14 protein-coding genes are annotated in these 16,092 nt (G+C 71.1%); 4 read left to right on the top strand and 10 right to left on the bottom strand.

Features of this window, described 5'->3' with window-relative positions:
• Positions 1-7: 7 nt before the first annotated feature.
• The 4 genes from GVN67_RS22505 to nth form a co-directional block, all read right to left on the bottom strand.
• On the bottom strand, positions 8-1,207 hold the full coding sequence (locus GVN67_RS22505) for an MFS transporter (RefSeq protein ID WP_159999574.1): 1,200 nt from the start codon (positions 1,205-1,207) through the stop codon (positions 8-10).
• A 69-nt stretch (positions 1,208-1,276) separates the two neighbouring features.
• Positions 1,277-2,542 carry a 23S rRNA (adenine(2503)-C(2))-methyltransferase RlmN gene (rlmN, locus tag GVN67_RS22500; RefSeq protein WP_159999573.1) on the bottom strand — a complete coding sequence of 422 codons (1,266 nt, stop codon included), beginning with the start codon at positions 2,540-2,542 and terminating at the stop codon, positions 1,277-1,279.
• 53 nt (positions 2,543-2,595) lie between these two features.
• Complete coding sequence (locus GVN67_RS22495; RefSeq protein ID WP_159999572.1) at positions 2,596-3,117, bottom strand: invasion associated locus B family protein; 522 nt, start codon at positions 3,115-3,117, stop codon at positions 2,596-2,598.
• A gap of 87 nt (positions 3,118-3,204) precedes the next feature.
• Positions 3,205-3,852 (bottom strand): endonuclease III, encoded by a 648-nt coding sequence (gene nth / locus GVN67_RS22490; protein WP_159999576.1) that lies wholly within the window; start codon positions 3,850-3,852, stop codon positions 3,205-3,207.
• A gap of 227 nt (positions 3,853-4,079) precedes the next feature.
• Here nth and GVN67_RS22485 point away from each other — a divergent pair, with 227 nt between their 5' ends.
• Entirely contained in the window at positions 4,080-4,592 is a 513-nt protein-coding gene (locus GVN67_RS22485; protein WP_159999571.1) for a DUF2244 domain-containing protein, read from the top strand.
• Positions 4,593-4,648: 56 nt separating this feature from the next.
• On the top strand, positions 4,649-5,587 hold the full coding sequence (locus tag GVN67_RS22480) for a helix-turn-helix domain-containing GNAT family N-acetyltransferase (protein ID WP_235035424.1): 939 nt from the start codon (positions 4,649-4,651) through the stop codon (positions 5,585-5,587).
• Between the two features lie 16 nt (positions 5,588-5,603).
• On the opposite strand, the gene GVN67_RS22475 is transcribed toward GVN67_RS22480, so the two are convergent.
• From GVN67_RS22475 to GVN67_RS22455, 5 genes are all read right to left on the bottom strand, one after another.
• Complete coding sequence (locus GVN67_RS22475) at positions 5,604-8,078, bottom strand: glycosyltransferase (RefSeq protein ID WP_159999570.1); 2,475 nt, start codon at positions 8,076-8,078, stop codon at positions 5,604-5,606.
• A complete protein-coding gene (locus GVN67_RS22470) occupies positions 8,078-9,304 on the bottom strand; it encodes an FkbM family methyltransferase (protein ID WP_159999569.1) in 1,227 nt (408 codons plus the stop codon). Before GVN67_RS22470 ends, GVN67_RS22475 begins: the two co-directional genes overlap by 1 nt.
• Before the next feature lie 259 nt (positions 9,305-9,563).
• A complete protein-coding gene (locus GVN67_RS22465) occupies positions 9,564-10,913 on the bottom strand; it encodes an APC family permease (protein ID WP_159999568.1) in 1,350 nt (449 codons plus the stop codon).
• 275 nt (positions 10,914-11,188) lie between these two features.
• Complete coding sequence (locus tag GVN67_RS22460; protein ID WP_159999567.1) at positions 11,189-12,520, bottom strand: ammonium transporter; 1,332 nt, start codon at positions 12,518-12,520, stop codon at positions 11,189-11,191.
• A 53-nt stretch (positions 12,521-12,573) separates the two neighbouring features.
• Positions 12,574-12,912: a P-II family nitrogen regulator gene (locus GVN67_RS22455; RefSeq protein WP_159999566.1), complete on the bottom strand. Its 339-nt coding sequence runs from the start codon at positions 12,910-12,912 to the stop codon at positions 12,574-12,576.
• 202 nt (positions 12,913-13,114) lie between these two features.
• Between GVN67_RS22455 and GVN67_RS22450 the strand changes: the two genes are divergently transcribed.
• Positions 13,115-14,362 carry a UbiH/UbiF/VisC/COQ6 family ubiquinone biosynthesis hydroxylase gene (locus GVN67_RS22450; protein WP_159999565.1) on the top strand — a complete coding sequence of 416 codons (1,248 nt, stop codon included), beginning with the start codon at positions 13,115-13,117 and terminating at the stop codon, positions 14,360-14,362.
• A gap of 65 nt (positions 14,363-14,427) precedes the next feature.
• Here GVN67_RS22450 and GVN67_RS22445 read toward each other — a convergent pair whose 3' ends face one another.
• Positions 14,428-15,084: a DUF1028 domain-containing protein gene (locus GVN67_RS22445; protein WP_159999564.1), complete on the bottom strand. Its 657-nt coding sequence runs from the start codon at positions 15,082-15,084 to the stop codon at positions 14,428-14,430.
• Positions 15,085-15,240: 156 nt separating this feature from the next.
• On the opposite strand from GVN67_RS22445, the gene GVN67_RS22440 reads away from it, so the two are divergent.
• On the top strand, positions 15,241-16,092 hold an 852-nt coding region (locus GVN67_RS22440), incomplete at its 3' end, for a YjbH domain-containing protein (protein WP_235035423.1).

Here is a 16,092-nt window from a genome sequence, read left to right as displayed (position 1 = left end):
GGGGGGGTCAGGCGGTGGCGGGGCGCGGCGCGGTGACGGCCAGGCGGCACCAGAGGCTGAGCGCCACCATGCCCAGCCCGGCCAGGCCGAAGGCGAGCCCATAGCCGCCGCGGGCCAGCAGCGCGCCGAAGCAGACCGAGCCGATGCCCTGGCCGAGGAACAGCGCCATGGCGAAGGCCGAGACCGAGGTGGCCCGCGCCTCCGGCAGCGCTTCCGTCGCCCGGGCCTGCAGCACCCCGTGGAACATGAAGAAGAACAGGCCGGTGACCGCCTGGATCACCGCGACCACGTGCCAGCTGGGGGCGATGGCCAGCAGCATCAGGGACAGCGCGACCAGCAGCCCGCCGAGCAGCGCCATCATCGCCTCGCCCAGCCGCGGGATCAGCAGGCGGGCGATGCGGGTATAGAGCAGCGACCCCAGCCCGAAGCCCGCCACCACCAGCCCGGCATGCCAGGGCTCGAGATGGAAGCCTTCGATGAGGTAGGAGCCGATGAAGGGAAAAGCGCCGCCGAACAGCAGCAGCCCGTCCAGGAAGGCCGCCAGCAGCAGCCGCCGCCCGGTCTGCCGCCGCAGCAGCAGCGCGTAATTGGCGAAGCCCGAGCCCGAGGTGCCGGCGACGCTGGTCTGCCACAGCCGGCGGCCCAGCTTGAAGACGATGGCCCCCGCCGCCGCCAGCGCCACCCCGCCCACCAGCACGAAGACGGCGCGCCAGCCGAAGACCTGGCCGATGCTGCCGGAGATCGGGCCGGTCAGCAGCTGCGCCATCACCATGCCGGTCATGAAGCGGCTGAGCGTCGCCTGGCGCTGGGCATAGGGAACATTGTCGCCGATCCAGGCCATGGCCAGCGGGATGATCGCACCCCCGGCGGCGCCGGTCGCCGCCCGCAGCGCGATCAGCGGCGTCATCGCCCCGGCCAGGGCGCAGGCCGCCATCATCAGCCCGTAGAGGGTCAGGCCGATGGTCAGCACGCGCAGCTTGCCGAAGCGGTCGCCGAGCGGGCCCAGGATCACCTGGCACAGGCCGTAAGGCAGGGCGAAGGCGGTGATCAGGATGGCGACCTCGGCCACCGTGACGCGCAGCTCGGCGGCGATCAGCGGCAGGACGGGGTCGAGCAGCCGCATGCCGCAGCCGGTGGCGAAGGCGGCGGCCGCCAGCAGGGGCAGGATCTTGACGGCGGATTGGTCGGTGGCGGCGGGGGCGTTCATCAGGCCCCCCGGCGGCTGTGACAGCCGTCCCGGGTGGAAGTCCCGCCGCCGCGCCTCACGCCCCCTGCCTCACGCTGCGTCGGCCGCGGGTTTGAGATGCGCGGCGAGCGCCGGGGCGTCGCGGGTCGCCCCCGAATTGGGGCGGTCGCGGCGGACGCGCTCGCTCTCGGTCTTCAGCTGGCCGCAGGCGGCCAGGATGTCGCGCCCGCGCGGGGTGCGGATCGGCGAGGCATAGCCGGCATCCTGCACGATCCGCGCGAAGCGGTGGATCGCGTTGTTGGAGGAGGTCTCGTAGGGGCTGCCGGGCCAGGGGTTGAAGGGGATCAGGTTGACCTTGGCCGGGATGCCCTGCAGCAGGCGGACCAGCTCCCGCGCATCGGCCTCAGAATCGTTGACGCCCTTCAGCATGACGTATTCGAAGGTGATCCGCCGGGCATTCGAGGCGCCGGGATAGCGGCGGCAGGCGTCCAGCAGCTCGGCGATCGGGTATTTCCGGTTCAGCGGCACGATCTCGTCGCGGATATCGTCGCGCACCGCATGCAGCGAGATCGCCAGGCCCACGCCCAGCTCCTCGCCGCAGCGGTCCATCATCGGCACCACGCCGGAGGTCGACAGGGTGATGCGCCGGCGCGACAGGCCGATGCCCTCGCCATCCATGATGATGCGCATCGCCTTGGCGACGTTCTCGTAGTTATAGAGCGGCTCGCCCATGCCCATGATGACGATGGTCGAGAGCAGCCGCGGCGTGCCGTCGGTCGGGCTCGGCCATTCGCCGTAGGAATCGCGCGCCGCCATGAACTGGCCGACGATCTCGGCGGCACCCAGGTTGCGCACCAGCTTCTGCGTGCCGGTGTGGCAGAACTTGCAGGACAGGGTGCAGCCGACCTGGGTGGAGATGCAGACGGCGCCGCGATCCTCCTCCGGGTCGGGGATATAGACGGTCTCGACCTGCTGGTTGTCGCGGAAGCCGAACAGCCATTTCCGCGTGCCGTCGGTGCTGGTCTGCTCCAGGTTGACGCCCGGGCGGCCGATGACGAAGCGCTCGGCCAGCTTGTTCTGCAGCGGGCGCGCGATGGTCGACATCTTCGAGAAGTCGGTGGCGCCCTGGTGGTAGATCCAGTGCCACAGCTGCTTGGCGCGGAAGGCCTTCTCGCCGATCGCCACCATCTCGGCGATCAGCTCCTCGCGCGACAGCCCGACCAGCTCCCGCCGCCCGTCCGGCAGGGTCGCCGGCGGCGGCGCGAACAGCGCGGCCTTGGCCAGGATGCGGGCGCGCTCGGCCTCGTTGAGGTCCGGGCCGGCGACCGTCGCGGCGGCGGGGCTGATCTGGTTCATGGCTTCCTGAAAACGTCCCTGGACCGGTCTTCGGCCTTTAGCGGCGGCCCATATTACCGGCGATTGGCCGGGCATTCCTTGCTGATGGCGTCATAGGCGGCGCTGAAGCCCGACAGCGAGAAGGTGTCGGTCGCCGTGCCGCGGCCCTGCGGCCCCTGGCCCTTGGCCACCGCCTGCGCGCCGCCACGGAAGGTGGCCACCGCCTTGGCGCCGTCGCGGGCGAAGGCATTGTCCTGGGCGGTGTAGAGCTCGAGCTCGGTGCCGCCGATGGTCAGCGAAACATCGGCGTTGCGGGCATAGGCGTAGCCGGCGCGCAGCGCGACCTGGTCGCGGCCCTGCGGGCGGTGGGTCACCGTCAGCATGACGTTCTGGCGCGAGCCGGCGCCTTCCGACTTGGTGGCGCGGGCGAAGGCGTAGCAGACCTTGCGGCCCCCCTCCATATAGGTCGCCGCCGTCCATTCCTGGAAGGTGCCGAGCGCCTGCGGGCGCTGCTGGGCATGGGCAGGGGCGGCGAGGCCGGCCATCAGGCCGAACGCGACGCCGAGCGACAGCAGGGGAGCGGGAAGCCGGATCATGCGCGTCACATAAGGCTTTGGCCCCGCATGCTGCAACCGCGCAATTCCCCTGTCCGGCCTGCATTTTCGTCAGGGGCGCCGGGCAGGCTACCGGGCCGGCGGCCAGAGCACCTTGTCGCCGTAATTGCACAGCTCGCGGGCCACGCAATGCCAGCATTCCGGGGCGCGGGCCTTGCAGATATAGCGCCCGTGCAGGATCAGCCAGTGATGCGCGTCGCGCAGCAGCTCGGCCGGCACCCGCTGCATCAGCGCATCCTCGACCGCCCGCGGCGTGCGGCCGGGGGCCAGGCCCGTGCGGTTGCCCAAGCGGAAGATATGGGTGTCGACCGCCATCGCCTCCTCGCCGAAGGCCACGTTCAACACCACGTTGGCGGTCTTCCGCCCGACGCCGGGCAGCGCCTCCAGCGCGGCGCGGTCGGCGGGCACCTCGCTGGCATGCCGCTCGATCAGCAGCCGCGACAGCGCGACGACGTTCTTGGCCTTCGACTTCCACAACCCGATGCGGCGGATGTGCCCGGCGACCCCCTCCTCGCCCAGCGCCACCATTTTCTCCGGCGTGTCGGCGGCGGGGAACAGCGTGGCCGTGGCCTTGTTGACCGAGACATCGGTCGCCTGCGCCGACAGCGCCACCGCCACCAGCAGCGTGTAGGGCGAGGAGAAGTCGAGCTCGGTCTCCGGCGCCGGATTCGCCGCCGCCAGGGCGCGGACGAAGGCCGCCGCCTGCTGCGCGTTCATCCGCCGGGCGCGGCGCGGCGCCTCGGCGGTGCCGTGCAGCGGCTTCTTCGCCACGCGGCTCCGCTTCGGCGCCGCGGGCACCGGGTCGGGCATGCCAGCCGGGGGCAGCGCGGCAGGGGACTTCAGGGTCGATTTACGAGGCGGCTTCATCACGTCACTCGGCGCATGGCAGGGGCATCCGAAAAAACACCGTCGCCGGGCAGGGCGGCGGCCTATGTTACCCGGCGATGCCGCCAGAGCCAGCGCTCCAGCCGGAACCCATCCTCTTCGAGGCGGTCAGCACCCCGCATCGCAGCTTCCGCCCGCGCGGCTTCTTCCTGCTGGCGGGCCTGGCGATCGCCTGGGCGGTCGGCGGCGGCGTGGTCTTCCTGGCGCTGGGCGCCTGGCCGGTGGTGCCCTTCCTGGGGCTGGAAATCCTCGGCGTGCTCGGGCTGGTCGTGCTGCACCACCGCGCCTCGGCCCGCGCGCGGGAGGTGGTGTCGCTGACCGCCGGCCGCATCCGCGTCCGCCGGGTCGATGCCCGCGGAAGGCGGGAGGACGCCGCCCTCGACCCCTATTGGACCCGCGTCGAATGGCATGAGCGGCTGGGGCTGTGCCTGGCGCAGCGCGGCCGCCGCGTCGCCATCGGCCGCTTCCTGTCCGAGGTGGAGCAGCAGGAACTGGCCGAGACCCTGCGCGAGGTGCTGCGCCGCTACCGCGAGCCGGTCTTCGACAACCCGCAGCTGCGTGATTCTTTCTGATTTTCTCTTTGGGTTATTGGTTGTATGAAGCAACCAATTGCCGCGGAGGAACGCCCTTGGACCCGCTCATCGAACCGATTCGCGCCGCCTCCCGCCAGCTGGTGCGCGAACTCGGCTTCCTGCGCCCGGGCCTGGCCGGCACCGAGCTGCCGCCCTCGGCGGTGCATGCTTTGATCGAGCTCGGCCAGAGCGAGGGCCTGACCGCCAACCGCCTGGGCACGCTGCTGGGGCTGGAGAAGTCGAGCGTCAGCCGCATGCTGCGCAAGCTGGTCGAGGCCGGGCTGGTGGCCGAGACCCCCGACCCCGGCGATGCCCGCGCCAAGTTTCTGGCGGTGACGCCCGACGGCGCCGCCCGGCTGGAGGCGATCCACGGCTTCGCCCGCCGCCAGGTCGGCGCCGCGCTGGCCCGCCTGCCGGAAGGCGCCGGCGCGACCGTCCATCGCGGCCTGTCCGATTACGCCGAGGCGCTGGGCGCGCATCGCCACCAGCCGGCGCCGGTCGAGATCCGGCCCGGCTGGCAGCCCGGGCTGCTGGCGCGGATGCTGTCGCTGCAGGCGGGCTTCTATGCGCGCCACCACGGCTTCGGCGCCGCCTTCGAGAGCACCGTCGGCCGCGGCATGGCGGATTTCTGCGGCCGGCTGGGATCGGCGAAAAGCCAGCTCTGGGGCGCCTGGCAGCCCGGCCAGCCAGAGGCGCTGGGCGGCATCGCCATCGATGGCGAGGATCTGGGCGAGGGCCGCGCCCATCTGCGCTGGTTCATCCTGCAGGAGGGCGGCCGCGGCGCCGGCACCGGCCAGCGCCTGCTCGCCGAGGCCCTGGCCTTCGTCGACGCCCAGGGGTTCTCGGAAACCCGTCTCTGGACCCTGCGCGGGCTGGAAGCCGCCCGCCGCCTCTACGAGGCCGCGGGTTTTTCTCTGGCCGAAGAATTCCAGGGCGACCAGTGGGGCAGGATGGTCACCGAGCAGGTCTGGGTCAGGACAGGAGCCCCAGGATAGCCATCCGCCCGGCCGCTCAATGGGCGGCGAGCAAGGCCTCCGTTCCGGCCCGTTCGGCGGGGTCGGCCAGCCCGTAATAGCTGGCCATGATCCCCGGATAGGCGAGGCCCGCCGCCACGATGGCCTGGGACTCGCGCGACAGGGGCTGCGTCTCGCAGTCCAGCAGCGCATCCAGCACCACATCGGGGCGGAGCATCGCGGTCATCGGCAGCAGCTGGCCCCAGTCCAGCGTCTTCAGGCGCCGGGCGATGGCGCCCAGGCCGAAGGCCACGGGATAGACCCCGGCGGCGAGAGCCGCGGACAGGGTGTAGGAATAGGTCTCGGGCCAGACGGCGGGGAAGAAGGCGAGGTCGGGCGCCAGCCTGGCCAGGCGCTCGGCGAGCTCGACCTCCTCATAGGCCCCGGTGATGGTGACATTGCCGATGGCGCGGAAGTCGGCGTCCCGGTCGGTATAGCCGAGGATGGTGAAGCGCAGCGGCAGGGCCCGGCGCTGCGCCCGCCGCGCCAAGTCGAGCAGCAGCGCCGACCCCTTGTGCGGCCCGATCGCGCCGATCACCACGACATGGCGGGAAAGCTCGGCGGCGCCTTTCGGGATCGACGCGGCGGCCGTCTCCGCGGGGGCGGCGGCCAGGTCCAGCGCGGGCTCCGGATGTGGCCTGACGGTGAAGGCCTGGCCGGCGAAGTGGCGCCGCAGCCGCTCCGCCACATCCTCGTCCGGCACGTAGCGATGGCGCGCCGCCTGCAGCAGCCGCCCATGCCTCTCGCGCCACTCCCAGACCGAGGGATGGCCGAAGGGCGAGCCGTCCTGCGCGATGCAGCGCTCGCAGCTTTCCAGCGCCGGCTCGCCGCAATAGACGCCGCCCCGGTCGATCATGGTGATGCGCGGGCAGGCCGTCATGTAGTCGTGCAGGGTGATGTCATAGGGCACCCCCGCCATGGCGCAGGCCAGGCGGATGAAATCCCCCGTGGCATCGGCCATGCCGGCCAGGTGGTGCAGATGCACCAGCCGGACGTTCAGCTGGCGCAGGGTGTCGCTGAAGCGCCGCAGGTCGCGCGCCACGTCGTAGGGCTGCAGGTTGACCATCTCCCGCCCGCGCGGGTCGTCGATCGTCAGGTAGCCGGGAAAGCGCTTCAGCGGGCGGGCGACGAAGGTGGCGACGCCCTCGGCCTCGAGCAGGGTGGACAGGTCCTGCACATGCCGCTCGGTGCCGCCGCCCCAGTGATGGGTCACCATCAGGATGCTGCCCCCGCCGGACCGGGAGGCCATGCGCGCCAGGTCCAGCGCCTCGCGATACGGTTGCATCGGGTTGCGGGCGACAAAGTCTGAGATCATGCGGCCATAGCCCGGATGCAGTTCCTCGACCTTGCGCACGGCCGCCTCGACGCGGGCCGTCTTGCTGGCGCCGAAGGAGGCGGCGCCGTGATGTCGGACAAACACATCCGCGGCCAGGATGTTGCGCCAGCCGGCATCGGCGGCGCGGCGGCAGAGGTCGTTTTCCTCGCCGTAGCCCTTGCCGAAGTTTTCCCGGTCCAGCAGGCCGATCGCCGCCAGGCAGTCGCGGCGCACATACATGCAGAAGCCGACGCCGGTCGGCACCTCGACCTCGCCGCCCGGATTGGCGCGGGCCGCCAGGCGGTCGAGCTCGGCATCGCTGAGCCCGAGGCGCAGCCAGTTGTCCCGGTTGGCGCGGGGATAGCTGAAAATTTCCGCATTGTTGGAAAAGGGCGTGACCGTTCCGGTATCCGCCCGCCGCCAGGCGGCGGCGTGGATGCGGTCCAGCCAGTCATTATGCACCTCGGTATCCGAATTGAGCAGCAGCACGTCCCGCTCGGGGTGCAGCGCCATGCCGAGGTTGCAGGCGCCGACGAAGCCGAGATTCTGCGGCGTCTCGTGCAGCTCGATCATGCCGCGCGCCGCCAGCCGCCGCAGCGCCTCGCGCAGCGCGGGCTCGGGCCCGTGGTCGTCCACCACCAGCAGCCGGAAAGGCGTGCGCTGCGGCGCTGCCAGCACCGAATGCAGGCAGCGCATCGTCTCGTCGTAGCCGGCATAGACCGGGACGATGACATCGACGACGGGGCTGCGCGGGTCCGGCTGCCAGCTGGCGTCGAGCGCCGCCGCCTCGGCGGCGTCCGGCGCGCGGGGCGGGTCGATGCAGTCGGCCGCGGCCAGCTGCCGCTCGCGGTCGGGCGACAGCGGCGCGCGCCCCTCCTCGCGCCCGGCGTGCAGATAGTGCAGCAGCGGGTTCATCCCCGAGCGCGCCACATCCGGATTGCGCTCGAGGTAGAAGGCGGTGGCGAAGCCCTGGCTGGGGTCGAGGCCCTGGCGCCAGCCCTGGGCGAGATAATGCGCGACCGGATCGTGGCCCTCGAGCGTTCCGGGCGAGCATTGCAGGCGGTAATGCGCCGGATCGAACAGGCCGCTGCGGGTGACCAGGAGGAGGTCCTCAGCCGAGATCCCGGGCGCGGTGACTTCCAGCGAACTCACGGCCATCAGCCACCGCGCCTCAAGCGGCGCGCCACATCCACGGCGCGGCGCAGCGGGGCCGTGATGCGCCAGGAGGTCGAGCTGCGCAGCATCTCCACCTCGGCCAGCGCATCCATCAGCCCCTGATGCCCGCCCTGGGCGGTCGGCCGGGGCATCGCTCCGCCCTGCGAGCCGGCCAGCAGGGCGTCGAGCTGCGCCTCGAGGCTCAGGCAGCGAAGCGCCAGGCGGTCACGCTCCGCCTCGGTGGTGGCGGCGGCATCCGTCACGGCGGTTTCCAGGGCGGACCGGGCCTGGCGCGCCTGCTGCTCGGCGGCCTGCAGCGCCGTGCCGAGCTGCGCGGGATCCCGGCTATAGGGCAGCGGGTCGCCGTAGCGTGGCGTGGCCAGCAACGCTGCGGCGACGTCGTCCAGCGTCTGCACCGGGATCGCCTGCGCCCGGTCGGACCGTGCCGGCAGCAGCGGCATCGCGGCCGGCGGCAGGCAGAGCAGCCCGGTCTCGGCCGCGAAGCCGAGGAAATTGTCGGCATTGCCGTTGAAGTTGTCCGGGTTGAACACCGTGGTCCGCAGCAGGAACAGGTGATAGCCGGACCAGTCGCGCGCCTGCAGGATGGCGGCCGCGGCGGCGACGGTGTTGCATTCCAGGAACATGATCGGCATCAGCCGCGCGATGGTGTCGCGCATGCCGAAGAGAACGGCATCCTCCATCCCCTCGACATCCGCCTTGACCAGGGCGCAGGCCGGCAGGGCCAGCGAATCGAGCGTCAGGATGGGAACCACCTCGCCCCCGGGCGCGGCCTCCGCCGGCAGCAGGCGCACGCCGCCGGAATTCACCGGCACGCCGTAGTCGATGGCGGGCAGGCGCATCTCCCCGGCCTCGGCGCCGATGCCGGCGCGCTGCAGCTCGACCTGGGTCAGCCCGTTGGCGGCCAGGCTCTGGCGCAGCAGGTCATGCAGCTTGGGCTGCGGCTCGAAGGAGAGGACGCGGCCATGCGGCCCCACGCGCCGGGCGAAGGCGATGCTGTGGGTCCCGACATTGGCGCCGATATCCACGACGGTGCTGCCCAGGCCGAGGAAGCTCGACAACAGGCCGATCTCCGCCTCGGCCCATTCCCCGTAGCGGGTCAGGCATTTGCCGATCGGATCATCCTCGACCATGTAGAAGATATCGCCGTGCCGGGTCGCGGCTGTCGCTTGGCGTGCCGCAACGGCATGCTGCGGACGATCGTCCGTCATCCTGTCCCATTCTCCCCGCAGCACTCCTGGCGGGCCGGGCAAGCGGTTCCGCTTGCCCATGCCCGGCGGCGATGCTGCCCGTACTGTCCCGTCCGCTCGGCCGCCGGCGAGTTGCGTGCTCCGCCGGGTGCGCAGAACTAGCGGGGCTGGACCGCGGCCAGAAGCAGTGGGAATTTCACACATTCGTGACCCCAAAGCGAGCCTCGGCTGTTGAATTTCCACCCTCGCAGCACGCGCTCCCGGTTCCGGCGCCATGATGCTACGACAGCGCATCGCTCTTGACGAAGCGGTCCATCGCGTCGTCGCCCCGCTTCCGCGTGGCGACATACAGCAGGACAATCCCCGCCAGCAGGCCGAGGGCGATCAGCGGCGCGGTCAGGTTGCCGCTGGCCACCCGCACCACGATCAGCGCCAGGCAGACCACGGCGCCGAAGGCCGGCACGATCCAGGGCAGGGCGAAGCGGCCCTGCGGCTCGCCCGGGCGGCGGATCAGCAGCACCAGGGCGCCGTTGACGATGGCGAAGACGAACAGCAGCAGCAGCACCGTCGCCGCCGCCAGCGCCGCCACATCGCCCAGCAGCGACAGCCCCATCACCACCGCCAGCAGCGCCAGGATGGCCACATAGGGCACCTGCCGCCCGGCATGGATGCGGGCCAGCGGCGCCGGCAGCAGCCCCTGCTTGGCCATGCCGTAGAGCAGCCGCGACGCCATGACGTAGTTGACCAGCGCGGTGTTGGCGACGGCGAAGATGGTGATGGCGATGAAGCCGATCTTGGGGAACCAGGGCGCCGCCTTCTCGACCACCGCGGCCAGCGGGGCGGGGGCGGCCGCCAGCTCCTGCCAGGGGATCACCGAGACGGCGGTGATGCAGATCGCCATGTAGATGCCGGTGGCGATCAGCATCGCCAGGATCAACCCCATCGGCATGGTGCGCTCGGGGTCCTTCACCTCCTCGGCCAGGTTCAGCGTGTCCTCGAAGCCGATGAAGGAGAAGAAGGTCAGCACCGCGCCCTGGAACACCAGAAGCGCCGTGCCGGTGGCCTCGCCGCTGCCCTCCGGCCAGGCGAACAGGTCGGCCGAGCCCCAATAGGGAATGCCCACCGCGATCACCAGCAGCAGGCCTGCCGCCTCCACCACGGTGCAGACCGCATTGGCCCAGAGCGATTCCTTGATCCCGCGCAGCAGGATCCCCGCCAGGATGAGCAGGAAGCCCAGCGCCAGCAGGGACGGCGGAATGCCCTCCAGCCCGAAGGCCGCCTGCAGGTTGCGCGCGACCACATTGGACTGCGTGGCGATCGAGGTCAGGCCGGAACACGCCACCGCCAGCCCGACCAGATAGGCCAGCGCCGGGCTGCGATAGGCGCGCTGGGTGACATAGGCCGCGCCGCCGGCGCGCGGATAGCGGCTGGCGATGGTCGCATAGGACAGGCCGGTCAGCAGGGCCGCGGCCATGCTGACCAGGAAGGCCAGCCAGATGGCGCTGCCCATCAGCTTGGCGGCCTCGCCCACCAGGCCGTAGATGCCGGCGCCGAGCATGCTGCCCAGGCCGTACATCAGCAGCAGCGGCAAGCCCACGGCGCGCTTCAGCGCGGGTGCTTCGGCGGCCATCGGTTCCGTCCCCGTCCTGTTACAAGGCGGTAACCTGCGGAGGGGCAGGCGGTTTCAGGGTCGGGAAAGCCGGCGGCAGGCGAGGCGAATGAATTCCCCTCGCCCCCCTTCTTTTTCCTGGTCACCGGCCCGTGGCAGGCCAGCGCTTCGATGGCCGCGTCGTCCGGGCATCGCGGCGGGACGCGCATGCAAAAACAGCGCGACCGGGAAGGTCGCGCTGTCGATGGTCCGTTCCACGTGCCGTTGTCACATGGACACGGCGGTCCGGCAGAAAATCAGCTGATGCGCTCGCCGTGCAGCGACACGTCCAGGCCTTCGCGCTCTTCCTCTTCCGTCACCCGCAAGCCGACGATCAGGTCCACCACCTTCAGCAGGATCCAGCTGCCGATCGCCGTGAACACGAAGGTCGCGACCACCGCGTAGAGCTGCAGCAGGAACTGGTCGAAGGAGCCGACGATGCCTTCCGGGGCCGCCGGCGTCGCCGACAGCGGGCCATAGGCGAAGACGCCGGTCAGCAGCGCGCCGACGATGCCGCAGATGCCATGCACGCCGAAGGCGTCCAGGCTGTCATCGTAGCCGCACCAGTGCTTCAGGGCGGTGGCGCCCCAGAAGCCGGCCAGGCCCGCGACCAGGCCGATCACCAGCGCCGGCACCGGCAGCACGAAGCCGGCGGCCGGCGTGATGGCGACCAGGCCGGCCACCGCGCCGGAGATGGCGCCGAGGACCGAGGGCTTGCCCTTGGTCATCCACTCGACCGCGACCCAGGCCAGCGTGGCGCCGGCGGCGGCGATCTGCGTCACCAGCATGGCCATGCCCGCGCGGCCACCGGCGGCGGCGGCGGAGCCGGCGTTGAAGCCGAACCAGCCCACCCACAGCAGCGAGGCGCCGATGACGGCCAGGCCCAGGTTGAACGGCGACATGTTCTCGGTGCCGAGGCCGGTGCGCTTGCCCAGCACCAGGGCGGCGACCAGGCCGGCGACGCCCGCGTTGATATGCACCACCGTGCCGCCGGCGAAGTCGAGCGCGCCGAGGGCGAAGATCCAGCCATTCGGGTGCCAGACCCAATGCGCGATCGGGCTGTAGATCAGCAGCGACCACAGCACGGTGAACAGCGCCAGCGCGCTGAACTTCATGCGGTCGGCGACCGCGCCGGTGGCCAGCGCCGGGGTGATGATCGCGAACGTCATCTGGAACATGACGAAGATCGTCTCAGGCACCGTGAAGGCCACCGCGCCGTCGCCGCTGCCCAGCGTGAAGGGCTTGTCCCAGTTCTCGGCGATGCCCGAGAGGAACAGCTTCGACAGGTCGCCGATATAGGCGCCGCCCTCGCCGAAGGCCAGGGAGTAGCCGGCGACCATCCAGACCACGCTGCACAGCGCGGCCAGGAAGAACGACTGCATCATCGTGGCCAGCACGTTCTTCTTGCGGACCATGCCCGCATAGAACAGCGCCAGGCCCGGGATGGTCATCATCAGCACCAGGGCGGTGCTGGTCAGCATCCAGGCGGTGTCGCCCGCATTCACCGTCGCTTCCTCCTGCGCGAAGGCGGGCGCCGCCATCAGCAGGGTGGGGAGCAGCGCAGCCGCGCCGCGCGCCAGGATTCGCATATTCCTCGGTTCCATTGTCTTCTGGTTGGCGTCTTCTGCGTGGGGCAGCGGCGTCACAGCGCCGAGCTGTCGGTCTCGCCGGTGCGGATGCGCAGCGCGCGCTCCACGTCCAGCACGAAGATCTTCCCGTCGCCGATCTTGCCCGTGCGGGCGGTGCTCGCGATCGCTTCCACCACGGCGTCGACCAGGTCGGCGGGCACCGCCACCTCGATCTTCAGCTTGGGCAGGAAGGACACATGGTATTCCGCGCCCCGATAGATTTCGGTCTGGCCCTTCTGCCGGCCAAAACCCTTCACCTCGGTCACGGTCAGCCCCTGCACGCCGAGCGGGGTGAGCGCCTCGCGCACCTCGTCCAGCTTGAAAGGCTTGATGACGGCCATCACCAGCTTCATGCGCTGCGGTCCCCTCGAGTTCATTCCGCGTAGCTGCCGCTTCTGATGCGAGCGCCGTGCCACAGGCGGTTACACAGCCGCCGCAGGGGCCGATGGCCGTGGTTGCACCCGCTTGCACCGAATGAATGCTCAAATTTAAGGCAGTGCCGCCCATTGCCCGCGCGGCCTTTCGGCGGATGCTTCCAGGCGCCACAATGGCGGCATGACCGAACGCGCCGAGACCCCGCCCGTCACCCCCGGGACTGTCACCGAGGTGGCGGTCTGCATCATCGGCGCCGGCCCGGTGGGGGCGACGCTCGCCGCCCGCCTGGCCAGCGCCGGCCTGCCCACCGCGGTGGTGGATCACGCTGGGCTGCCGCCGATGGAGCTGCCGGAATTCGACGGCCGCGCCTATGCCATCGCGCTGTCCAGCCGGCGGCTGCTGGATGCGGCCGGCGTCTGGGACCTGCTGCCCTGGGCGCCCGGGCCGATCACCCGCATCCGCTGCACCGACGGCGCGCCCGGCGAGGCGGCGAGCGCGCTGCGCCTGCATTTCGATGCCGCCGAATCTGGCACCGAGGCCTTCGGCTGGATGGTGGAGGCGCGCGCCCTGCGGATGGCGCTGAACGCCCGGATGCGGTCATTGGCCCACCTGATCGTCCGCGCCCCCGCGAAAGCCGAGGTCACCCGCACGGCCGGGGGCGCCGAGATCCGCCTCTCCACCGGCGAGCTGATCCGCGCCCGCCTGGTCGTCGCCGCCGAGGGCCGCCGCAGCCGCTTGCGCGAGCAGGCCGGTATCGGCATCGCAACCCATGACTATGGCCAGCTCGGCCTGGTCGGCGCGGTGGCCCATGAGCTGCCGCATGAGCAGATGGCGCTGGAGCATTTCCTGCCGCACGGCCCCTTCGCCCAGCTGCCCCTGGCGCCGACGCCCGAGCACCCCAACGCCTCCGCCATCGTCTGGTCGGAGAAGCGCGGCATCGCCGAGCGCATGCTGGCCCTCTCCGACGAGGACTACGGCAAGGAAATCCAGCGCCGCATGGGCGACCACCTGGGCAAGGTCACCCCGATCGGCCGCCGCTGGTCCTACCCGCTCTCGGCCATGCACGCGCTGCGCTACACCGACACGCGCCTGGCGCTGATCGGCGACGCCGCCCATGGCATCCACCCGATCGCGGGGCAGGGGCTCAACCTGGGCTTCCGGGATGTCTCGGCGCTGGCCGAGCTGCTGCTGGGCACGGCCGCGGACCCGGGCTCGCCGGAGCTGCTGGCGCAGTATCAGGCGGCAAGGCGGCCCGATGCCCTGGTGATGATGGGCGCCACCCACGCGCTGGAAAAGCTCTTCGGCAACCGCTTCCCGCCACTGCGGCTGGCGCGGCGGCTGGGGATGGCGGCGGTGGACCGGATGCCGAAACTCAAGCGCGCCTTCGCCCAAAGGGCGATGGGCATCACCGGTGCGCTGACACGGTGAAGCTCGGGGGCGCCGCCCCCAAGCCCCCGCCGGGGGGATAGTATCCCCCCGGACCCCGCCGTTAGTTAGCCACCGCGGGCATTGTCGGGGTCGACGGCCCGCAACACGTATTCATCCAGATTGGGCGAATACAAATCCCACAGCCGCGACAAAGCCCCAATCGGGTCAACGTCATTGTCGATCCGCAGATCGGCATAGGGAAAACTCTCCTCGTGCACGATCAGCAGCACGGCGGAGACCAGGGGCCGACCCTCGCCCCCGGCATCCTCGCCCGCCTTCAGCGCGGCGATCAGGCGGTCGCCCAAAGGCCGCTCCGGCTCGGCGACGAAGGCGGCGACCATCGCGGCAGGGATCTGGTCGCTGACCAGGATATTGCCGATGGCCACGCAATCCGCCCCATGCGCGTCGTTATGCGCCGGCTTCACCCGGGCGCCATGGAAATGCGCGGTGCGCCCGGCGGCGTCGATGGCGGCCAGCTGGCGATAGCCGTGATACGGCGTGCTGGCCTCCAGCGCCGCGATCGTCTCCTGCGCGCTGCAGCCGCTGCGCAGCAGCTCCACCCCGCGCGGGCCCAGGCGCGGATCGGTGCGGTGCTGCGTCAGCACCCCGCCCACCTTGGGTGCCAGGAAAGGAACGCGGGAGCCGATGGACAGCCCCGAGGTGGTGGCCACGGCGCCGAACTGGCCGGTGCGCGCGCAACGGCCGATCAGGGAGAAGGTCATGGCGCGGCATTCAAAGGCCGCCGCGCCCGATTGTCCATCCGCGAGCCCGAGCTTTGTCCTGGCGGTTGTTTTCGCCCCATGTCAGCATCGTTGCACGGTGGTGATGATCGATCCGGGGGGATCATGCCGCGGGGGGGATGGAAGCTGGGGTGGGCCATGGCCGCCCTGCTGGCGGCGACGCCCGCGCGGTCGGAGGAAATCCCGGCCAGCGGCAGCGATTTCGGCGGCGCCGGCCTGCTGGAGATGCGCAACGCCCGCTTCCGCGAGGACGGCACGCTGGAGCTCGGCGGCGCGCTCCGCCACCAGCGCCGCTTCTGGTTCCTCAACTTCCAGGCGCTGCCCTTCCTCGAGACCACCTTCCGCCTGACCGAGCGCCTGGACGGCACCACGGGCCGTGGCATGACCACCGACCGCGCCTTCGACCTGAAGCTGCGCCTGGTGGAAGAAACCGAGACCTGGCCCGCCATCGCCATCGGGCTGCAGGATTTCATCGGAACCGGCCTCTATGCCGGCGAATACATCGTGGCCTCCAAGCGCTGGCACGGCTTCGACGTGACCGCCGGCCTGGGCTGGGGGCGCCTCGGCACCGGGGGCGAATGGACCAGCCCGCTGGCGCTCGGCGACAGCCGTTTCCGCACCCGCCCGCGCGATGTCGGCCGCGGCGGCAGCCTGCAGACCGGCCTGTTCCGTGGCGAAGACGTCTCCCCGTTTTTCGGCGTCGAATATTCGATCCCGGCGTTGCCCACCCCCTGGGGCGAGGTCGACGGCTTCCGCGCCAAGATCGAATGGAGCGCCGATGCCCTGCGCGACGAGCGCGGCGGCTACCCCGCCCGCCGCGCCAATCTCCGCGGCGAGGCCGACAGCCGGGTCAATCTCGGCCTGCACTGGGCCAGCGAGAACATCGAGGCCGGCATCGCCTGGCTGCACGGCACCGACCTTCTGTTCCGCCTTTCTTTTCGGTTGAACCCGGCCGACCCGCCATCCGCGCCCCTGCCGCCGGCGCCGCCG

The organism is Roseomonas sp. 18066, from assembly GCF_902706185.1.
In the GTDB taxonomy this organism is placed as follows: domain Bacteria; phylum Pseudomonadota; class Alphaproteobacteria; order Acetobacterales; family Acetobacteraceae; genus Pseudoroseomonas.
Note: the sequence above shows the minus strand (reverse complement) of the source record. Positions and strands in the feature narration are given on the sequence as shown.